This is a genomic window from Rarobacter faecitabidus (assembly GCF_006716265.1).
Lineage (GTDB): Bacteria > Actinomycetota > Actinomycetes > Actinomycetales > Cellulomonadaceae > Rarobacter > Rarobacter faecitabidus.
In genome coordinates, this window is record NZ_VFOS01000002.1 from 80,488 (window position 1) to 97,904 (window position 17,417).

Annotated in this window: 17 protein-coding genes and 1 pseudogene; 9 read left to right on the plus strand and 9 right to left on the minus strand. The window is 66.7% G+C overall.

From position 1 onward, the window contains the following. Positions 1-5: 5 nt before the first annotated feature. The 3 genes from FB461_RS08360 to FB461_RS08370 all read right to left on the minus strand — a co-directional run bounded on the left by FB461_RS08360 (position 6) and on the right by FB461_RS08370 (position 2,043). Positions 6-941, minus strand: a complete 936-nt coding sequence (locus FB461_RS08360) for an aldo/keto reductase (protein ID WP_142121027.1) — start codon at positions 939-941, stop codon at positions 6-8. A gap of 144 nt (positions 942-1,085) precedes the next feature. Beyond that, a complete protein-coding gene (locus FB461_RS08365) occupies positions 1,086-1,448 on the minus strand; it encodes a YidH family protein (protein ID WP_142121029.1) in 363 nt (120 codons plus the stop codon). A gap of 82 nt (positions 1,449-1,530) precedes the next feature. After that, complete coding sequence (locus tag FB461_RS08370; protein ID WP_211349876.1) at positions 1,531-2,043, minus strand: GNAT family N-acetyltransferase; 513 nt, start codon at positions 2,041-2,043, stop codon at positions 1,531-1,533. A gap of 52 nt (positions 2,044-2,095) precedes the next feature. On the opposite strand from FB461_RS08370, the gene FB461_RS08375 reads away from it, so the two are divergent. The 5 genes and pseudogenes from FB461_RS08375 to FB461_RS08395 all read left to right on the plus strand — a co-directional run bounded on the left by FB461_RS08375 (position 2,096) and on the right by FB461_RS08395 (position 6,761). Continuing rightward, on the plus strand, positions 2,096-2,344 hold the full coding sequence (locus FB461_RS08375) for a hypothetical protein (RefSeq protein ID WP_142121031.1): 249 nt from the start codon (positions 2,096-2,098) through the stop codon (positions 2,342-2,344). Positions 2,345-2,385: 41 nt separating this feature from the next. Next, positions 2,386-3,546: a winged helix DNA-binding domain-containing protein gene (locus FB461_RS08380; protein ID WP_142121033.1), complete on the plus strand. Its 1,161-nt coding sequence runs from the start codon at positions 2,386-2,388 to the stop codon at positions 3,544-3,546. Positions 3,547-4,031: 485 nt separating this feature from the next. Beyond that, a pseudogene (locus FB461_RS12430) lies at positions 4,032-4,320 on the plus strand (ATP-binding cassette domain-containing protein); the annotation flags it as partial. A gap of 489 nt (positions 4,321-4,809) precedes the next feature. After that, positions 4,810-5,829, plus strand: coding sequence for an SIS domain-containing protein (locus FB461_RS08390; RefSeq protein ID WP_142121038.1), 1,020 nt, complete (start codon positions 4,810-4,812; stop codon positions 5,827-5,829). An 11-nt stretch (positions 5,830-5,840) separates the two neighbouring features. Then, the gene (locus tag FB461_RS08395) at positions 5,841-6,761 is read left to right on the plus strand and encodes an ROK family protein (RefSeq protein WP_142121040.1); all 921 of its coding nucleotides are present in this window, start codon (positions 5,841-5,843) and stop codon (positions 6,759-6,761) included. A gap of 104 nt (positions 6,762-6,865) precedes the next feature. Here the strand turns inward: FB461_RS08395 and FB461_RS08400 are convergent, their stop codons facing one another. Both FB461_RS08400 and FB461_RS08405 read right to left on the minus strand, forming a co-directional pair. Further along, positions 6,866-7,123, minus strand: a complete 258-nt coding sequence (locus FB461_RS08400; RefSeq protein WP_142121042.1) for a hypothetical protein — start codon at positions 7,121-7,123, stop codon at positions 6,866-6,868. 388 nt (positions 7,124-7,511) lie between these two features. Continuing rightward, positions 7,512-7,916 carry a phage holin family protein gene (locus tag FB461_RS08405; protein ID WP_142121044.1) on the minus strand — a complete coding sequence of 135 codons (405 nt, stop codon included), beginning with the start codon at positions 7,914-7,916 and terminating at the stop codon, positions 7,512-7,514. Positions 7,917-8,255: 339 nt separating this feature from the next. On the opposite strand from FB461_RS08405, the gene hisC reads away from it, so the two are divergent. Beyond that, complete coding sequence (hisC, locus tag FB461_RS08410) at positions 8,256-9,356, plus strand: histidinol-phosphate transaminase (RefSeq protein ID WP_142121046.1); 1,101 nt, start codon at positions 8,256-8,258, stop codon at positions 9,354-9,356. A 24-nt stretch (positions 9,357-9,380) separates the two neighbouring features. Here hisC and FB461_RS08415 read toward each other — a convergent pair whose 3' ends face one another. The 4 genes from FB461_RS08415 to FB461_RS08430 form a co-directional block, all read right to left on the minus strand. Then, on the minus strand, positions 9,381-10,313 hold the full coding sequence (locus tag FB461_RS08415; RefSeq protein WP_142121048.1) for a hypothetical protein: 933 nt from the start codon (positions 10,311-10,313) through the stop codon (positions 9,381-9,383). Positions 10,314-10,447: 134 nt separating this feature from the next. Next, complete coding sequence (locus FB461_RS08420; RefSeq protein ID WP_142121050.1) at positions 10,448-11,743, minus strand: hypothetical protein; 1,296 nt, start codon at positions 11,741-11,743, stop codon at positions 10,448-10,450. A 37-nt stretch (positions 11,744-11,780) separates the two neighbouring features. Then, positions 11,781-12,554, minus strand: a complete 774-nt coding sequence (locus tag FB461_RS08425) for an NAD-dependent protein deacylase (RefSeq protein ID WP_142121053.1) — start codon at positions 12,552-12,554, stop codon at positions 11,781-11,783. A gap of 33 nt (positions 12,555-12,587) precedes the next feature. Beyond that, the gene (locus FB461_RS08430; RefSeq protein WP_142121055.1) at positions 12,588-13,400 is read right to left on the minus strand and encodes an alpha/beta fold hydrolase; all 813 of its coding nucleotides are present in this window, start codon (positions 13,398-13,400) and stop codon (positions 12,588-12,590) included. A gap of 321 nt (positions 13,401-13,721) precedes the next feature. Here FB461_RS08430 and pdhA point away from each other — a divergent pair, with 321 nt between their 5' ends. Genes pdhA through FB461_RS08445 form a run of 3 tightly spaced genes read left to right on the plus strand, consistent with a single transcriptional unit; the run spans position 13,722 to position 17,356 of the window. Next, entirely contained in the window at positions 13,722-14,870 is a 1,149-nt protein-coding gene (pdhA, locus tag FB461_RS08435; RefSeq protein ID WP_142121057.1) for a pyruvate dehydrogenase (acetyl-transferring) E1 component subunit alpha, read from the plus strand. After that, entirely contained in the window at positions 14,867-15,895 is a 1,029-nt protein-coding gene (locus FB461_RS08440) for an alpha-ketoacid dehydrogenase subunit beta (protein WP_142121060.1), read from the plus strand. Before pdhA ends, FB461_RS08440 begins: the two co-directional genes overlap by 4 nt. Before the next feature lie 18 nt (positions 15,896-15,913). Further along, positions 15,914-17,356 carry a dihydrolipoamide acetyltransferase family protein gene (locus FB461_RS08445; RefSeq protein WP_142121062.1) on the plus strand — a complete coding sequence of 481 codons (1,443 nt, stop codon included), beginning with the start codon at positions 15,914-15,916 and terminating at the stop codon, positions 17,354-17,356. Positions 17,357-17,417: the final 61 nt, after the last annotated feature.

Consider the following 17,417-nt stretch of genomic DNA (forward strand, 5'->3'; position numbering starts at 1 on the left):
TTCGTCTACGGCACGATGTGCCCGGCGGCGCGGAACAGGCCGTACCACTGCGCGCGCGTCAGCGGGATCTCGGAACCGGCGGCGGCCTCGGCGACGCGGTCGGCGCGCGTGGTGCCCAGTACCACCTGCATGTTCGCGGGATGACGGGTGATCCAGGCAGTCGCGATCGAGGTCGGGGTGACTCCGTACTCAGCGGCGAGCCGCTGGAGTTCCGCGTTCAGCTCGGGGTAGTCCGGCGAACCGATGAACGGGCCGGTGAAGAAGCCCGCCTGATAGGGCGACCACGCCTGCAGCGTGATGTCGTGCAAGCGGCAGTAGTCCACAATGCCGCCGCCATCGAGGGTGATCGACTGGCTCTCGGCCTCCATGTTCATCGACACGCCCTGGGCGATGATCGTCGAGTGCGTGATCGACAACTGGACCTGATTGGCGACGATGGGCTCGTCCACGAACTTGCGAAGAAGGTCGATCTGCCGCGGAGTGTGGTTGGAGACGCCGAATGCCCGCACCTTGCCCGCCGCCTTGAGGTCGGCGAAGGCGCGGGCGACCTCCTCGGGCTCCACCAGCGCGTCCGGACGGTGGAGCAGCAGAATGTCGATGTAGTCGGTGTTCAGGGCGGTGAGTGAGCCCTCGACCTGGCGAACCAGGTGCTCATAGGAGTAGTCGAAATAGGGGCCGTCCGGGACGATGCCCGCCTTGGTCTGGAGTGTGATCTCGGCGCGCTCGGCGGGGGTGAGTTGCAGCGCCTTGGCGAAGCGTTCCTCGCAACCGTGAATCGTCGGACCGTAGACATCGGCGTGGTCGAAGAAGTCGATGCCGTTGTCGCGCGCGGAGCGAACCAGGTCGCGGATTTCGTCGTCCGTCTTCTCGTGAATCCGCATCACGCCGAGCACCACGTTCGGCGCGGTGATATCGGTTCCGGTCAGGGTAATTCGCTTCATCGTCGATTCCTCTTCCTCGATGCGGTGCGCGACGCCTCGTCGCGCGGTCCCCTACTGACGATACGTCTCTGGGCTGAAGGTTGACAGCGCTGGTGCCGCAACGACGACACGGCAGAGGGCTGCTGGCGGCTAGGCGGCCGGGTGTCACGCCAGCATCACCCCGATGGCAATCAGCGTTCCCGCGACGACGATTCCACCGGCGAGCATCACCAGCGCAAAAGTGCCGGGCAGGGGCTCGCCTAGGCGCATCGCACGCTCGCGCCGCATCCATCCCGCGAAGGCCAGTGCGGCGGCAACGACGCCGAGTATGAGCAAGACGAGCGCGGCCGCGAACTGCAGACCGGGCGGCATCGGCAGCTCTATCGTTTCCAGCGCCACACCGCCGGCGATCAGCGCGAGCGCGGTGCGCGCCCAGGCGAGGAAGGTGCGCTCGTTCGCGAGCGTGAACCTCGGGTCGGGGTCCTCGCCCGCGCGGTAGACGTAGTCGGGAAAACGGCGGTCGGTCACGCGGCCAGCGTAGGCGGCCCGGGTGAACGGGAGGTGGCGGGGACGGGTGCGCGTGAGTCGCACCCGTCCCCGAGTCCGCTGCCTAGCCCCGCGCCAGAACCGCCAAGCGCTCACCGTCCAGCACGTACGTGGTCCAGTCCGTCTGCCCGTGGCCGCCGATCGCGTTGTAGATGTCGATCGAGGGCTGGTTCCAGTTGAGGACGGCCCAGTTCAGGCGCGTGTACCCGCGCTCGACGCAGATGCTCGCCAGCTGGCGCAGTAGTGCCTTACCGTAGCCGCGCCCGCGATGGGCGGGCCGCACGTAGAAGTCCTCGAGGTAGATACCCGCGCGTCCCGTCCAAGTCGAGTAGTTGATGAACCAGATGGCGGTCCCGACGATCTCGCCGTCCAGTTCGATGACATGTGCGAACACCTTCGGGTCGTCCTCGAACAGGGTCTCGCGCAGCATCGCGGGGGTGTTCTTCACCGCATCGGGCTCGCGTTCGTAGTCGGCGAGTTCCTGGATGAGGACGAGTATCCCCTCCTCGTCCCCGGGGCGGGCGGGGCGCAGGATGGCACCGCCGGTAAGGGGTCGGTCTTGGGTGGGTGCGGTCATCGTGCCAGTTTATCGATCGGGTCGGTACTGGCCGTCGCGATAGCGTAGGGGTATGGATGCAGATCTCAACCTCGAAAGCGTCGAGGACGGAGTCATGGTGCTGGCGGCCGCTCAGCTGATGAAGCGCGGCCTTGAGTTCTCGGTGGGGAAGAATCCCGACCGCGGCTATGTGCTGGTGGGAGAGGACGAGTCCTTCAAACTCTGGCTCGACGAACTCACGAAGCGGGCACGCGCACTCGATCGTGCGCAGTGGCCCGCCTTGATCGCCACGTGGGCCGAGCAGAACGCGCCGAAGGCGTAACCGTTCGGCCCGCTGTCGTATGTCGCCCGTAGGGTGGGTCCGTGGAATCGAAGACAGTGGAACTGACGACGGCGCAGGTTCGCGCCCTACGGCTACGCGCGCTGGGGCTGGTCGGAGAGCCCATTCATGGCGAGGACGGGACGCAGCGGGCGCTCGCGGTCAGCCGGCACATGCTGGCGATGCAGGGACAGGACCAGATCGGCGTTCTCTGGGCCATCGGGCAGCGCGCGAACGCGACGGTGGACGAGGTCCGCTCCGCTTTCCGTCCCGGCGGGCTGGTCCGCAACTGGCCGATGCGCGGCACGGTGCACGCGATGGCCGGCGAGGACGTTGGCTGGATCCAATCCCTCACCACTGACAGGCTCATCGGCTCGCAGGCGCAGCGCCGTCGCGAGACCATCGGGCTGGAACTTGCCACCATTGAATCGGCGCGCGAAATCGCGACCGAAGTGCTCGTCCGAAATCCGCTGACCAGGGACGAATTCTTCGCCGCCCTCGCGCAGCGCGGCATCGAGGTGCTCGGCCCGCAGCGGTACCACGTCGTGTGGTATCTGGCGCAGACCGGCACTATCGGGTTGGGGCCGTTCCTCGGCGGCCGGAACGATCAGGGGCTCGTCCTGATGGACGAGTGGGTTCCGGAGCCGCGTCGCCTGGATCGGGACGAGGCCCTCCGCGAGCTCGCGCTCGGATTCGTGCGGGCGCGCGGGCCGGTCGGCGAGAAGGACCTGGCCTGGTGGACGGGACTGCCGTTGCGCGACATCCGGCAAGGCATCGCCGCCGCGGGCGACGCCATGGAGCGCGCCACCGGCCCGGATGGCCAGGCGTACCTGATGCCAGCCGGGCTCGCCGATACGGCTGAGTTCGCGTCGATCGCCGACGAGTCCACCGTCCACCTCCTGCCCGCATTCGATGAGCATCTGCTCGGCTATACCGAGCGGAGCGCCCACCTCGATCCGCCCCATTTCGCGGCGCTCGTGCCGGGACGCAATGGCGTGTTCAAGCCCACGGTCGCAGTCGGTGGGGTGTCTGTCGGCACCTGGGGGCGGGCCGGGAAGACGGGAGCGGCGGCGACCAGGGTCGAGGCCACTCCGTTCGATGCGAAGGCTGCCAAGGTGCTGAAAGGGCGCGCCGTCCGCGCCGGGCTCGCGGTGGCCGTCGCCCGCTACAGTGAATTCCTGGGGGTCGACATCACGTTGGCGTGATCGGCGGGGTGCCCTGAGTCTTTGCCGAAGTCGCGATAGGGCTCCCCGTCCGTCTGCACTGTGAGACGAACGGTTCTGATACTTGAACGTTTAACCATCGGCTGGTTACGTGACGACATGAGCGATGTCTTCTCCCTTCGGTGCGGTGTCCTCCTTGGCGCCGTGGTGGACAGCGGAGTCCACTCGCCGACACTGCGTCATCGATGTAGTCACCACCCCGGGCTGTTCCTGCAATGGCACGCGGAACATTCCGGCAGGAACCTGGAACCAGCCATCCATCAGTGACTACTCGTTGACGGAAGAGGGCTCACCATGGCCGAGAACAATACACAGGACAACGCCGCATCCACAGGCGCGGTGACGAATGTACCTGGATCGGTGCGACCGGAGAAATCACGCAAAGGCCTCTAGATCGGAATCGCCGCAGTCGCGGTGATCGCTATCGCGACAGCGATCCTCGTCCCAAAGCTGACGGGCGATGACAAATCCACCGACGAATACAACCTGGCCTCATCGGTCCCAGCGGTTCGGGAAAGACGACGGTGCTGCGTTCTCTCAACGGCCTGGAAACCCCGAACGCCGGAACGATCGAGGTGCCGGGCGCCGTGTCACTCGACTTCGCGCAGCCCGTCTCCGACTATCACCGCTACGCGCTACGCGCTACGCGCGATGTCTACCCGCATCAACTCTCCGGTGGGCAACAGCAGCGAGTCGGGATCGTGCGGGCGTTGGCCCTCGAGCCGAAGCTCCTGCTCTTCGACGAGCCGACCCCTCGGGTGACACTGCCACGTATTCGGCAGGCTTGGATTGCCTACGCGGATTCCAGTGGTGAGGGAGTACGAGGCTCTCGATGACCGGCGCTCCCTGGACCAACTCGGTGCCGATATATTCGCCGCAATCCTCACGGCGTATGCATCGTCCAATCAGTTCGCCTCTCCAGCTGCGGTGATCGTTACAATCGCGGGTGATTCATCAGGTGTGCCGCCGGGCGTGCGGGTTCTATGGACGGGGAACCGGTATCGCGATCGGTGATCGAGCAGTCCGCCTGCGATTGCGGCACTCAGGTAGTGAAACAGGACGAGTCGGGTCGCGTGCTCGCCCTTGGTGTGGCCTCGCGCTTCTTCAATCCGCGTCAGCACCGGGCGATTGTTGCACGGGACGGGCACACCTGCGTGGGTGGCGATCTGCAGTTGCGATGCGCGTGAGGGGGCACGACATGGGCAAAATAACCAGGAGCGGCCGTGTTCTGGCTATAGTCGGGCCATGAGCTACCTCGATGACATCAAGGAACAGCCCGCAGCGTTGCGACGCTTTGTGCAAGGAACGGAGCGGATCGCGCTCCCAGGCGCCCGAGCAGCATATGACCGCATCATTCTCACCGGCATGGGAGGATCGCACTTCGCCAACTACTACCTGTGGCGTGCGCTTGCCTCGCAGGGCATCGACACTCAGTGGGTCGCCAGCGACGAACTCCTGTCCTGGGGCGACCTGCCGGCTGGTCAGCAGACACTGGTGATCGCGGTATCGCAGTCCGGCGGAAGCGGTGAGGTCGTAACGTGGGCGAAGCGCCACGCGGGACGCAGTGACATCGACATCCTTGCCGTGACCAACAATCCCGAGGCACGCGAACTGCTCGGCACTGCGCGCGCGAGTGTCCAGATCGTCGCCGGTCCCGAGGAAACGGTCAGCACAAAGACGTACCTCAACACGCTCGCGGCCGGCCGGCTGATCGCCGACGCCATCGCAGGGCAGGATCCCGCAAGCACCCGAGAGGAACTCGTCCAGGTCGCCGACGGCATCGAGGCATACCTGGATGGTCCATGGCACGCGTCCATCGCTCCGCTCATCGCCGCCGATGGCGAAGCGAAATCTCGCATCGTCGTGGGCCGCGATGCCGCGATCGGCACCGCACTGCAGGGCGCCCTCATCATCAAGGAAGCCGCCAAGGTCCAGTACGAGGCCTTGTCCGCCGGACAGTTCCGCCACGGTCCGCTGGACCTCGCCGACCCGAGTCTGCTCATCTGGCTCTTCACCGGTGGATCGGCAACCGCGGAGCAGGACGAGAAAATGGTGCGAGAGCTGGTCGGTCACGGCGCGCGCGTCGTTACCTCGGGATCTGCGTATGACGGCGTGCCCCAAATCGAGTTACCAGCGACTCCAGCGGGCTACGAGGAGTTCGGTGCGATCGTGCCCATCGAACTCGCGACGATCCCGCTCGCCGAGATTCGAGGGCTCGTCCCCGGCGAATTTCGCCACAACCAGAAGGTGACCACGGACCTCTAAGGAGACCTGCTATGGCGACTCACGTGATCGGAATCGATCTGGGTGGCACCAATCTGCGTGCCGGCCTGTTCGAGGGCAAGTCGCTCGTGCGAAGTGAGACGATTCCCTCGCGACTCAGGCCGGGGACGTCGCGTGATGCGAAAGCGCTCGCTGACATCGTCGAGCAGCTGATCCGCAAACTGGTCGCAGGCAGCTCTTGGGCCCCGACGGGCATAGCGGCCATCGGGGTCGTGGCATCGGGACCCATCGATGCGGCTAGCGGGGTGATTCTCAACGACTTCACGCTGCCGGATTGGTCCGGTGTGCCGTGGCTCGGCGAACTCGGTGATCGGTTCGGCGTACCTACGCCGATCGAGAATGATGCGATGGGTGCGTTGATCGGAGAGGTGGGCGCGGGAGCCGCAAGAGGCGCTGACGTCGCGGCGATGGTCACGCTCGGAACGGGTATCGGAGTGGCGGTGCACTCGTCGTCCACCGGTCCGATGCGGGGCACGCGTGGGTGCCACCCTGAAGGTGGCCACGTCCCCATCGGCCTGCCCCCGGCCGGCATTCAGTCCGTACCCGATTGCTATTGCGGAATCCGGGGTTGCTTCGAATCGGTGGCGAGCGGGGAGGCATTGCATTCGCTCTGGACGAGTCCCGCCGGCGAGATCGACTGGCTCGGCTACGGGCGGGCGGTCCTGCGAGGCCTGCAGTTCGTCGCACGCGCCTTCGGCCCTGACCTGATCGTGATCGGCGGTGGAGTCGCTGACCGTTTCGATCAATTCTGCGATCCCGTCTACGAATGGTTCGGAGGCGGCCCGCGGCACGATTGGCCCATGGCAGACGAGATGGGAGTGCCCGGCGGCACCAGAATCGTGCGGGCTGCGCTCGATGAACCAGGACTGCACGGCGCGGCGGCCATCGCCTACCAAGCAAGCACGGCCCGATGAGTCTTGGTTTTCGCTAGCCTCTTACGCGAGCGAGGTGTGGCACGCCCATCGTGCCCGCAGGTGTCAGCCCGGGTGTGAAATCAGGCACGAACCGGTGCCAGCCCTCAGTGGGGAAGCGCGGCGTTCAGCATGGATCGCCACTGCGCGAATAGCTTCCGCTCACGATTCATGCCGATAAGGCCTGCCGCCATGCCGGACGTCGTCGAAATCATGCGGAGCACCGATCCGCCCTGCTCCCCGAGAAAAATGGAGATGTCGTAACGCACGTGCGGCTTGCTCTTGCCCGCGAACGCGCCGAATGCAATGCTCGACGACTTCGATCCGCATTCCACGGTCGCGGAATACTCACCTGTGATCGTCACAGTGGATCCATTCGCCGCGAACGCGTTGAACGCGAGATTGCGCGCTGTTTACGGGATCGGCTGTGGTGTGGAGATCGAGTTCTGCCATGAGGAGAATCTCCTGAAGGCGCGGACGCAGAATGCCTGGGCTCGTGGCCGGCACGTCGGAATCCACCCAGGAATCCTATCGGCTACCTGGCCTTTGCGCCGGCCACGGCCGCGCGTGGCCAGTTCAGATGCCCCCAGTAGCTGGCCACATTCCGCGCAGCGTGTCGCTACCGCCACCCGAGACTCGCTCGTGCGAAAGTATCGGGGTCACTCCGCTGAGACGCGATGACAGCCCACGAGATGCCCGACGCCGTCGATATCACGGAAATCGACGGCTCGGGCGGGCCATCTTGGGCAGCAACTACCGCGCGATTCCCTGACCTGGTGCCTTACGCACTCCGAACAGTCCATTCAGGATGCCGTTCAGGATCGCGACGAATACTCCGGCGAGCACTGCCCACCAAAACCCGTCGAGGCGCAGTCCCCAGTCGAAACCGGACGTGAACCACTCGACGAGCAACAGGACGACCGCGTTGATCACAAGCCCGAACAGGCCGAGCGTCAGCACGTAGAACGGGAACGAGATCAACTGCAGCGCGGGTTTCAGTAGGGCGTTGATAATGGCGAAGATCAGTGCGACGCCAAGATAGACGCCGATCGTGCCGGGCGCCGATTCACCGCCTTCCACCACGAATCGGTTGCCCAGCACCAAGGTGGTGAGCCAGATGGCGACAGCGTTGATGATTACCCGAACAATGAAGTCCATACGTCTATCGTGCCACGCGCGCCTTGGCGGCGCTGATGAGGATGTGACGTCGGAGAACTCGTCCGAAATAAAGAAATGACACCTCCGTATGGTCAGGCGTACCGTTGAAATCACATACGAAGGGAGGTGATCCAGACGATGATTTCGTCGATGGGCTATGAGGTGGCTCAGGGCTAACCGCCAACCACCTGAACCACCGGGACCCGCGGGCGCGCAACTGTCCACTGCGCACACAAAGCCCGCGGGTCCTTCTATGCGCGCCGCCAGCCCGGTCCGGCACCGGCCCTTCCGCCGTCCCCACCTGCGCAGCCCTGTGTTGCCGAGTGCGAGAATTGACCCATGGCTGAAGCAGCTCACTCGCGCGTCCCCCTCCGCCCCGAGATCAAGGCCCTGCCCGAATACGTGCCCGGCGCCCGTCCGGAGCCTGGCGTGAAGGTTCACCGCCTCGCATCCAACGAGAACCCGTACCCGCCGTTGCCCTCAGTGGCCGCGGAGCTCGCTGAGGAACTCGTCGGCATCAACCGCTATCCGGACATGGGCAATGCGGATTTGCTGGGTGCGCTCGCGGATTTCCTCAACGCTCAGGCCGACCACGGGATCACTTCCGCGAACTTGGCGGTCGGCACCGGCTCGGTGGGGGTGCTCGGGCACATCCTGCAGGCCGTCGTCGGGCCGGGCGACGAGGTCATCTATCCGTGGCGCAGTTTCGAGGCCTACCCGATCGTCGTGGACATCGTCGGCGGGCGCAGCGTCCGCGTCCCGCTGATCGATGGTTACACGGACCTGGACGGGCTCGTCGCGGCGGTCACCGATCGCACCCGTGTCCTAATCGTCTGCACGCCCAACAACCCGACCGGCACGGCCGTGACGCACTCCGACCTGGTTCGCCTCATCGGCCAGGTGCCGCCCGAGGTGCTGGTGCTCGTGGACGAGGCCTACCTTGAGTTCGTTCGCGGCGACGATCCGGTGCGGGCTCTGGCGCTCGTGGACGAGTTCCCCAACGTCGTCATCCTGCGCACTTTCTCCAAGGCGTACGGCCTCGCCGGCCTGCGCGTCGGCTACGCGATCGGGCATCCAGAGGTGATGGCGGGAGTGCGGGCGACCGTCACGCCGTTCGGCGTCTCGTCGTTGGCTGGGCGGGCCGGAGTGCTATCGCTTGGCGCCCGCGATGAACTGATGACGCGCGTCGACGGTCTCGTCGCCGAGCGGGACCGGGTCGTCGCCGCACTGGCGAAGCAGGGCTGGCAACTCCCGGAGACGCAGGCGAACTTCGTCTGGTTCGATCTGGGAGAGGAGTCGCTCGCCTTTGCCAAAGCCGCAGGAGAAGCGGGCATCCTGGTCCGCCCCTTCGCGGGCGACGGAGTGCGCGTGAGCATCGGCGACAGCGAGAACAACGACGCGCTACTCTCCTTCACACGTCAATGGCTGGCGGGGCGCTGACACCTGCCGGGAAGACCGCGTTCGTCAGTGAGGTGCGTCATGCGGAAGCGCCGGCGGTGCTACCGGCACATCGTCGCGCAGCGATGAGTCGCCGCTCCGCCGCGAACGGCGATCGAATAGCCGGTCGGCACACAGCGCGACCGCCAGTAGTGCCACGCCCAGCGCGCCGGTCACGTAGCCCAGCTCGATGGCGCTCTCGTTAGACAGCCAGGTGAAGCTGCCCGAATTCGACAGGATCGTTCTGAGGCTTTCGAAGCTGAGAGACCAACCACTGGCCAGGAAGATCCCCACTGGCGCGAGGAACTCGGCGATCAGGACGAGGGGGATCGATACCGCGGCTCGCAGTCTGCGACCAGCCAGCCAGTAGAAGCCGAATCTGCCTGCGACCATGCCCGCGACGTGAAGGGCCGGACCCGTTACGGCCACCGTCCAGGTCCAGGCGTCCCTCGGGATCAACTCGTCAGGCACGTCGATTCCGTAGGGGCCGCCCGCCTCTTGCGCTTCCCGCGCACTCGGGAAGAGCCAGTACACGGCCGCCAGAACCGTCAACGCGACCCCTGCGTAGGCGAGCCCTCGGGAACCGGGAGGCCTGGCTGGCGTCGCGGTTGGCCCCGTCGCGACGGAAACACCCTGCCGTCTCGAACGCCACCACGATGTGGTCGCGATGAGGGCGACTGCCAGCCCGAAGACCGGCATGACAGCGTGGGCATGATCGCCCGACATTCCCAGAGGCGAGGACCAGGAGAATGTGGCTTCGGGCGATATAACAGCGAAGGTCCGCAGCATGATCCACACCTCCGCCACGAGAGCGGTGACGTAGCCGAAGTTACCCGCGCCGGGCACGGCCACGAAGTAGTAGAACAACCGGCCAATCATCAGGGCGGCGTTGACCATGATGGCCGTGAGCAATGTCGCGAAGTAGCCGGTGGCGGAATCTGCACCGCCTGGCGCGGTCATCGCCGTGAGAACAAGGAGGAGCAGGGTGACTGCGGCCGTATAGCCTGCCGCGGTCCAGCGAAACGATGAGGGAAGAGAATCCGGTCGTGGAGGAAGGCTCTCGTCAGCGCGACAGCCGCTGCCGTTCGGCGTCGTCACGGCGCGCTTCCAGGAATGTCCTTGGGGATCGCGTCAGCATCTGGCTGGGGAGAATCAGTTCGCGCGATCTCGAGCCGGCCCTCCGCGCCGCCTCCACGCCGGGACCGTTCGACGAGCCGGACCACGCCTAGGATCGCGACCGTCAGGGCGCCGGTGAGATAAGCGAAGATGCCGATAGGCGTGCTCATCGCCAAGTAAACCGGGATGAACATGGCCGTTGCCGCGTCCAGGGCGTTGACGTCCGAAGGCACCAGGAGATAGACGGCGGCGAATACGGGCGCGCCAATCTCGACCAGGAGGATGCTCCACAGCGCCGCGCGGTGGGTGACCCCGCGGCCCGCCAGCCAGTAGAAACCGAACCTTCCGGCAGCGAATCCTGCGATCAGGAGGGCAAACTGAACCACTTCCCAGCTGCTGCTCGCCACGGAGCCGTACGCCTCGAAGTTTTCTCCCCAAGACGTGACCATCGCTGTTACGTACGCCACGACCATGTAACCGAAGTGGACGGCGGTGACGATCAAACCAGTTCGGATGATCACCCGTCCCGCGGTGTCCGGCGCGGACCCGGCCTGCGCGGGATTGACGAATCCACCGTCGCCGGAGGCCGTTCTCTTGCCCGCACCGCCGCTACGTGCGGCGTCGGCGGGCGCGGACCCGGCCGGCGCGGATCCGGTCATCGTCAACGGCACCGCGTCCGTGGCCACCGCGCCAGTGGCCACCGCCTCTGACGGCACCACCTCCGTGGCCACCACCTCCGTGGCCACCACCTCCGTGGCCACCGCCTCTGACGGCACCGCGTCAGCGGCCACCGCCTCCGAAACCACAGTGGAGATCGACTGTGCGGCGGAGTCCGAAGTTCCCGACACAGGGGCAGAGGCCGTCGCCGGCGCCTTCCGCGCGCGGGCGGCCAGCCAGGCATCGGCGAGTATCAGTGCGACCGCCAGGCCGAAGATCGGCATCGCATTGAAGATGATCTCCGTCGCGGGATCCGTGTAGGAGCCCCAGCCGAAACTGGCATCTGGCTTCAAGACGCCGAACGTGAGGTAGGTGATCCACACCTCGGCGCCGATCCCCGCAATCAATCGCACCGGCCGGGCCTTTCGCACCGTCAGACCGTAAAAGGCCATGCGCGCAAGCGTCAGTACCGCTACCACGGCTATGGCCCACAGATACGCCGCCCAATCCAGGCCGCCATCGTCCGCGACGTCGGCCGAAAACACCGCGCCGAGGCAGACCAGGAACAGGGTGAGTGCGCCCACGTAGCCGCCAGAGAGCCATCGGATATTGATCATGGGGATTAGTGTGTCACGCTGGAACGCCAAGCGACCGTTAATGCATGAATGGCGCCAGCGTCTCGCCGATCGGCTGATGGATCACGAGGTCCGCCGAAGCGTCCGCAGTGGTCGGCGTCAGGTTGATCAGCACTAGTGAGTCCCCCTGAAAGTAGCGGATGAGTCCGGCCGCGGGATAGACCGCGAGTGATGTCCCGCCGATGACGAGGGTGTCCGCCGCGGCGATCTCCCGGATCGCGCCCTCCGTGACGCCACCCGGCAGCGGTTCGCCGTACAGTACGACGTCGGGCCGCACGATCCCGCCGCATTCGCACCGCGGTACATTGGCACCGGCGAGCCGACCGGGAGAGACTCCGGCCAGGGCCATCACCGCCTCGAGTCCAAACCGCCGCCCGCACTGTAGGCAATGGTTCCGTTGCCCTGAGCCATGCAACTCGAGTACGTTCCGCGACCCGGCCAGCCCGTGTAGGCCGTCGATGTTCTGCGTCACCACGGAGGCGAGCTGGCCGCGGTTCTCAAGGGCGGCCAGGGCCCGGTGCGCGGGCCCCGGCTGGGCATCGGGGTGGACGAGGTTCCCGAAGTAATAGTCGAAGAACGTCTCCGGCTCGGTCGCGAAGAACTCCGCCGAGAGTATGGTCTCCGGCCGGTGCCCATATTCGCTCTGAGCCTTGTAGAGCCCGGCCGCGGAACGGAAGTCGGGGATACCCGACTCCGTCGATACGCCTGCGCCACCGAAGAAGACGATGCTCCGGGACCGCTCGATGATCCGGCGGAGCGCACGCGCATCGTCGTGACTGGATTCCTCGCTCACCGCTCCATGGTGCCACTGCGACCTGCGGGCATCTCAGGTCCTCAGTTTCCCGCCGACTACGACGCCCGCCAGCAGAGCGTTGAATGCCGCCGGCGCTTCGGTGTTGACGTCGTGGCCAGCACCTCGGACCACGGTGTGGGTCAGGTCGCCGCGCACGCGCAGGAAGCGACGGGCCTCGAACCTCAGCGGGCAGCGCTCCCCGCTGACCAGCCACACCGGGGCGGGAATGGCCCGCAGATTGTTCCTCGCGGACGTCCCCGCCAGCGCGGTGAGCATCTGGGTGACGACCCGCCAGTCGGGTCGCCGCTCCGACGCAATGGGCGTGCCCGCCACCCCGCGAGCATCCGGCACTGCCCGTGCCGCAGGCGCGCGCCGTGGCTGTGATCCATCGCCGCACGGATCGACGGCGCCCCCTCGCACGCGAGTCCCGATGCGCGACAGCGCCCGGCGCGCATTGTCGGCTCCCTGGGCGAGGTCGCGGTAGAGGCGCAACGGCTTTCCGCTCGTTTCGGACGAGCACCCCGCCGCCACCACGCCCGCGATCCTGTCTGGATGCGCCGCCGCGTAGTCGAGGGAGAGATAGCCCCCGAGCGACAGTCCGACGAGCAGGATCTTGCTTCCCGCAGGCGAGGCGGCGATGGCCTCACGGATCGCCTCGTGCGCGGAAGCGAGATCGAAGTCCTCGTTCATGCGGCTGCCGTGGCCCGGAAGATCGATGGCCGTCGCCGTGATGCCGAGCCCGCTCAGCGCCGCGGCCTGTTCGTCCCAGATGCGGCCCGAGGTGCGCGTGCCGTGCACGAATACGGCGGCGAGATCGTTCCGAACCGGCGCGGGTGCGGCGGTCATCGTGGTCGCGCTGGGGGAAGTGTGCGGCAAAGGTGACCTTGAGGTGCGGCCAGGAGCGGATGCCTGGGGAGATGACTTGCGAATGGTTTATCACTTTGGCAGACGAATCTGAAGATTGCGGACGGGAAGCCTGAGAGGATCCCGGTTCGGGGGGCGGATCACGCCGAAGAATTTCGTTCACCCCCCCCGCGTAGCGACAAGATTTTCGCTGCAATACCGGCGAACCCGGTCCGCTTCCACCTCAAACCTGGAAACCTACGCTTGCGTAGGTTACGCTAGCGTAAGTTACGGATCTGTCGCCCGGATACTGGAGGAAAACCCATGCCAGCAGCCCCCTGGCAACCCAGCGCACTGACCGCGGAGCCACTCGTCCAACTCGTGGACAAGGACGGCAACCGCCGGGTCGATGACCTCTCTGCCCCTTACGAAGCCCTCGCGAGCGCGCTCGATGGGGACGCGCTGCGCGCGTTCTACCGTGACATGTCGCTCACCCGGCGCTTCGACGAGGAGGCCACCTCGCTTCAGCGCCAGGGCGAGCTCGCCCTCTTCACCCAGTCCAAGGGCCAGGAGGCCGCGCAGATCGGGTCAGCCCGAGCCATGCGACCGCAGGACTGGGTGTTCCCCGCCTATCGCGAGCACGGCGTCCTGCTGGTGCGCGGCGTCCCGTTGCGCCAGGAACTCCACCTCTTCCGGGGCATCGACCACGGCGGGTGGGACACCGAGAAGCATCGCGTCCACCTGAACACCCTCGTGATCGGCTCGCACGCCCTGCATGCCACCGGATACGCGATGGGGATGAGCCGCGACGGGCTCGTGGGCACCGGGGATCCGACCAAGGACGAGGCCGTCACCGTCTACTTCGGTGATGGCGCAACCTCGCAGGGAGATGTGAGCGAGGCATTCAATTTCGCGGCGGTGAACCAGGCGCCGGTCGTGTTCTTCTGCCAGAACAACCAATGGGCCATCTCGGTTCCCGGCGACCTGCAGTACCGCGGCCCGCTGTCCAAGCGTGGTGAGGGCTTCGGCGTTCCCGGCGTGCGCGTGGACGGCAACGACGCGCTCGCGGTGTACGCGGTCACCAAGACGGCCCTCGACACGGCGCGCGCGGGCGGCGGTCCGACGCTCATCGAGGCCGTCACCTTCCGCCGCGGCGCCCACACCACCTCGGACGATCCGACTCGCTACCGCTCCGAGGTCGAGGAGAAGTACTGGGCCGAACGCGACCCCATCGACCGTATCGTCGCCCTGCTGAAGGCGGAGGGCGCCTGGAGCGGCTCGTTCGCCGCGCGCGTGCAGGAGGAGGGGGACGAGTTCGCCGACGAGCTCCGCACCTACGTGCGCAGCCTGGGGAGGCCCGATCCGATGACCATGTTCGACAACGTTTACGCCACCCCGCATGCGATCAACGAGGGCGAACGCGAATGGATGCGCCAGTACGAGGCAGGCTTCAAGAAGGGCGGATCGCGATGACTCAGCCGCAATCGAGCCAGATCGTGCTGGCCAAGGCTCTCAACCAGGCGATGCGGGCCGCGCTCGCGGGCGACGACAAGGTCGTGCTGATGGGCGAGGACATCGGCCCGCTCGGCGGCGTCTTCCGCGTCACCGACGGGCTCCAGGCGGAGTTCGGCACCGACCGGGTCGTCGACACGCCGCTGGCGGAATCGGGCATCGTGGGAACCGCGATCGGACTCGCGCTGCGCGGCTACCGCCCGGTGGTGGAAATCCAGTTCGACGGCTTCGTGTTCCCAGCATTCGATCAGATCACGACGCAACTCGCCAAGCTCCACTCCCGCTCGCGCGGGCGGCTGCGAGTTCCGGTCGTCATCCGCATCCCGTTCGGCGGCGGCATCGGTGCGGTTGAGCATCACAGTGAGTCCCCCGAGGCGCTGTTCGCCCACACGGCCGGGCTGCGCGTTGTCAGCCCATCGAATCCCGCCGACGCATACGTGATGCTCCAAGAGGCCATCCGCTCGGACGATCCCGTCATCTTCCTCGAGCCCAAGGGGCAGTACTGGACCAAGGGAGAGGTCGACCTCGCGGCCGGCCCGTACGGTTCGGCCGCCGATCCCGCTGCGCCGCAGCACTTCGACACCCTGAACAAGGCCCGGATCGCCCGCGAGGGCGATGACGTGACGCTCATCGCGTACGGCCCCTCGGTCGCGACCGCGCTCAAGGCGGCCGCCGCCGCCGAGACGGAGGGTACGAGTATCGAGATCGTGGACCTGCGGGCAATCTCACCGCTCGACATGGCGACGGTGAACTCGTCCGTGAGCAAGACCGGGCGGGCGATCGTCGTGCACGAGGCCCCCGTCTTCTTCGGTGCCGGCGCCGAACTGGCTGCGCGGATCACGGAGGAGTGCTTTTATGAGTTGGAGGCGCCCGTCCTGCGAGTCGGCGGGTTCCATGCGCCCTACCCGCCCGCCAAGATCGAGCACGAATACCTGCCTGGACTCGACCGCGTCCTCGACGCCGTTGACCGGTCCTTGTCCTTCTAGTAGCCCGAGGAGCATCCGATGCCGACCTACCAACGCTTTGAACTGCCCGATGCGGGCGAGGGACTCACCGAGGCGGACATCGTCGAGTGGCGCGTCGCGCCGGGGGACGCCGTCGAGGTGAACCAGATCATCGTCGAGATCGAGACCGCGAAATCCCTGGTCGAGTTGCCGTCTCCATGGAGCGGCGTCGTCGCTGAGATCGTCGTGCCCGTCGGTCAGACCGCCGCCGTTGGCGACCCGATCATCGTGATCGACATCGACCCCGAGGGCGAGCACGGCTCGCCGGACGAGCGCGGTTCGTCGCACGAGCCCGGCACACCGGTCGAGTCCGCTTCATCCGCGGCGCCCGCCGAGGCCGGCTCAAGCGCCGACAACGATAGCGCCTCGCCCGGTCGAGCCGCGGCATCCGACGCTCCCGCAGCAGATCCAGCCGCACCCGCAGCCCCAGCCGCGCCCGCCACGGGAGGCGGTGCGGTGCTCGTCGGCTACGGCACAGCGGGCGAGCAGGAGTCGCGCCGCCACCGGCCCCCCTCCGGTCAGGGCGACTCGTCGACGCTGCGCGTGCTGGCCAAGCCACCCGTGCGCCGGTTGGCCCGCGACCTCGGCATTGACCTGGCGACCGTGACGCCCTCCGGGCCGGGTGGCATCGTCACCCGCGAGGACGTGCTGGCCCACCAGGTCCAGGTGCAGGCGCGCGAACTCGCCACCTACGAAGGCGACGATCAGCCGTGGCTGGCCGACGGCGACGTGTCCCCGGACGGTCGACAGACGCGAGTACCCGTCCGCTCCGTACGCAAGCGCACGGCCGAGGCCATGGTGTCGAGCGCGTTCTCCGCCCCCCACGTGACGGTCTTCCACACCGTCGACGTGACGCGCACGATGAAACTGGTCTCGATGCTGCGCGAGGATCGCGAATTCTCCGGGGTTCGCGTCACTCCGCTGCTGATCGCCATGAAGGCGCTCCTCCTCGCGATCGATCGCCACCCCGAGATCAACGCCTCGTGGGATGAGGACCGTCAGCAGATCGTCTACAAGCACTACGTCAACCTCGGCATCGCCGCGGCCACGCCGCGCGGCCTGATCGTCCCCAACATCAAGGACGCTCACCGGCTCGGCCTGTTCTCGCTCGCCCGCTCGCTCGGCGAGCTGACGGCGAACGCCCGCGCGAGCAAGACCCGGCCCGCCGACATGAGCGATGGCACGATCACCATCACCAACGTCGGAGTGTTCGGCATCGACACCGGAACCCCCATCCTCAACCCCGGCGAGGCGGCGATCCTGGCGTTCGGCGCGATCCGGCAGCAGCCGTGGGTGCACAAGGGGAAGATCAAGGTGCGGCACGTGACGCAGCTCGCGCTCAGCTTCGATCACCGGCTCGTGGACGGAGAGCTCGGGTCGCGTGTCCTGGCCGACGTCGCGAAGGTGCTCGAGGAACCTGCCCGCGCGCTGGTCTGGGGCTAGCCGCGGCCAAAGCATGCCCCCGGTCGAGCCCGGCTCGGGTCCTTCGAGCGTGTAGCGGACG

Coding starts and splice junctions, on each gene's coding strand:
- FB461_RS08420 (WP_142121050.1), bottom strand. CDS start 11,743: ATGATCAATATCCGATGGCTCTCTGGCGGCTACGTGGGCGCACTCACC.
- FB461_RS08390 (WP_142121038.1), top strand. CDS start 4,810: ATGAGCTACCTCGATGACATCAAGGAACAGCCCGCAGCGTTGCGACGC.
- hisC (WP_142121046.1), top strand. CDS start 8,256: ATGGCTGAAGCAGCTCACTCGCGCGTCCCCCTCCGCCCCGAGATCAAG.
- FB461_RS08395 (WP_142121040.1), top strand. CDS start 5,841: ATGGCGACTCACGTGATCGGAATCGATCTGGGTGGCACCAATCTGCGT.
- FB461_RS08445 (WP_142121062.1), top strand. CDS start 15,914: ATGCCGACCTACCAACGCTTTGAACTGCCCGATGCGGGCGAGGGACTC.
- FB461_RS08430 (WP_142121055.1), bottom strand. CDS start 13,400: ATGACCGCCGCACCCGCGCCGGTTCGGAACGATCTCGCCGCCGTATTC.
- FB461_RS08440 (WP_142121060.1), top strand. CDS start 14,867: ATGACTCAGCCGCAATCGAGCCAGATCGTGCTGGCCAAGGCTCTCAAC.
- FB461_RS08370 (WP_211349876.1), bottom strand. CDS start 2,043: ATGACCGCACCCACCCAAGACCGACCCCTTACCGGCGGTGCCATCCTG.
- FB461_RS08360 (WP_142121027.1), bottom strand. CDS start 941: ATGAAGCGAATTACCCTGACCGGAACCGATATCACCGCGCCGAACGTG.
- FB461_RS08405 (WP_142121044.1), bottom strand. CDS start 7,916: ATGGACTTCATTGTTCGGGTAATCATCAACGCTGTCGCCATCTGGCTC.
- FB461_RS08415 (WP_142121048.1), bottom strand. CDS start 10,313: ATGACCGCGCCAGGCGGTGCAGATTCCGCCACCGGCTACTTCGCGACA.
- pdhA (WP_142121057.1), top strand. CDS start 13,722: ATGCCAGCAGCCCCCTGGCAACCCAGCGCACTGACCGCGGAGCCACTC.
- FB461_RS08375 (WP_142121031.1), top strand. CDS start 2,096: ATGGATGCAGATCTCAACCTCGAAAGCGTCGAGGACGGAGTCATGGTG.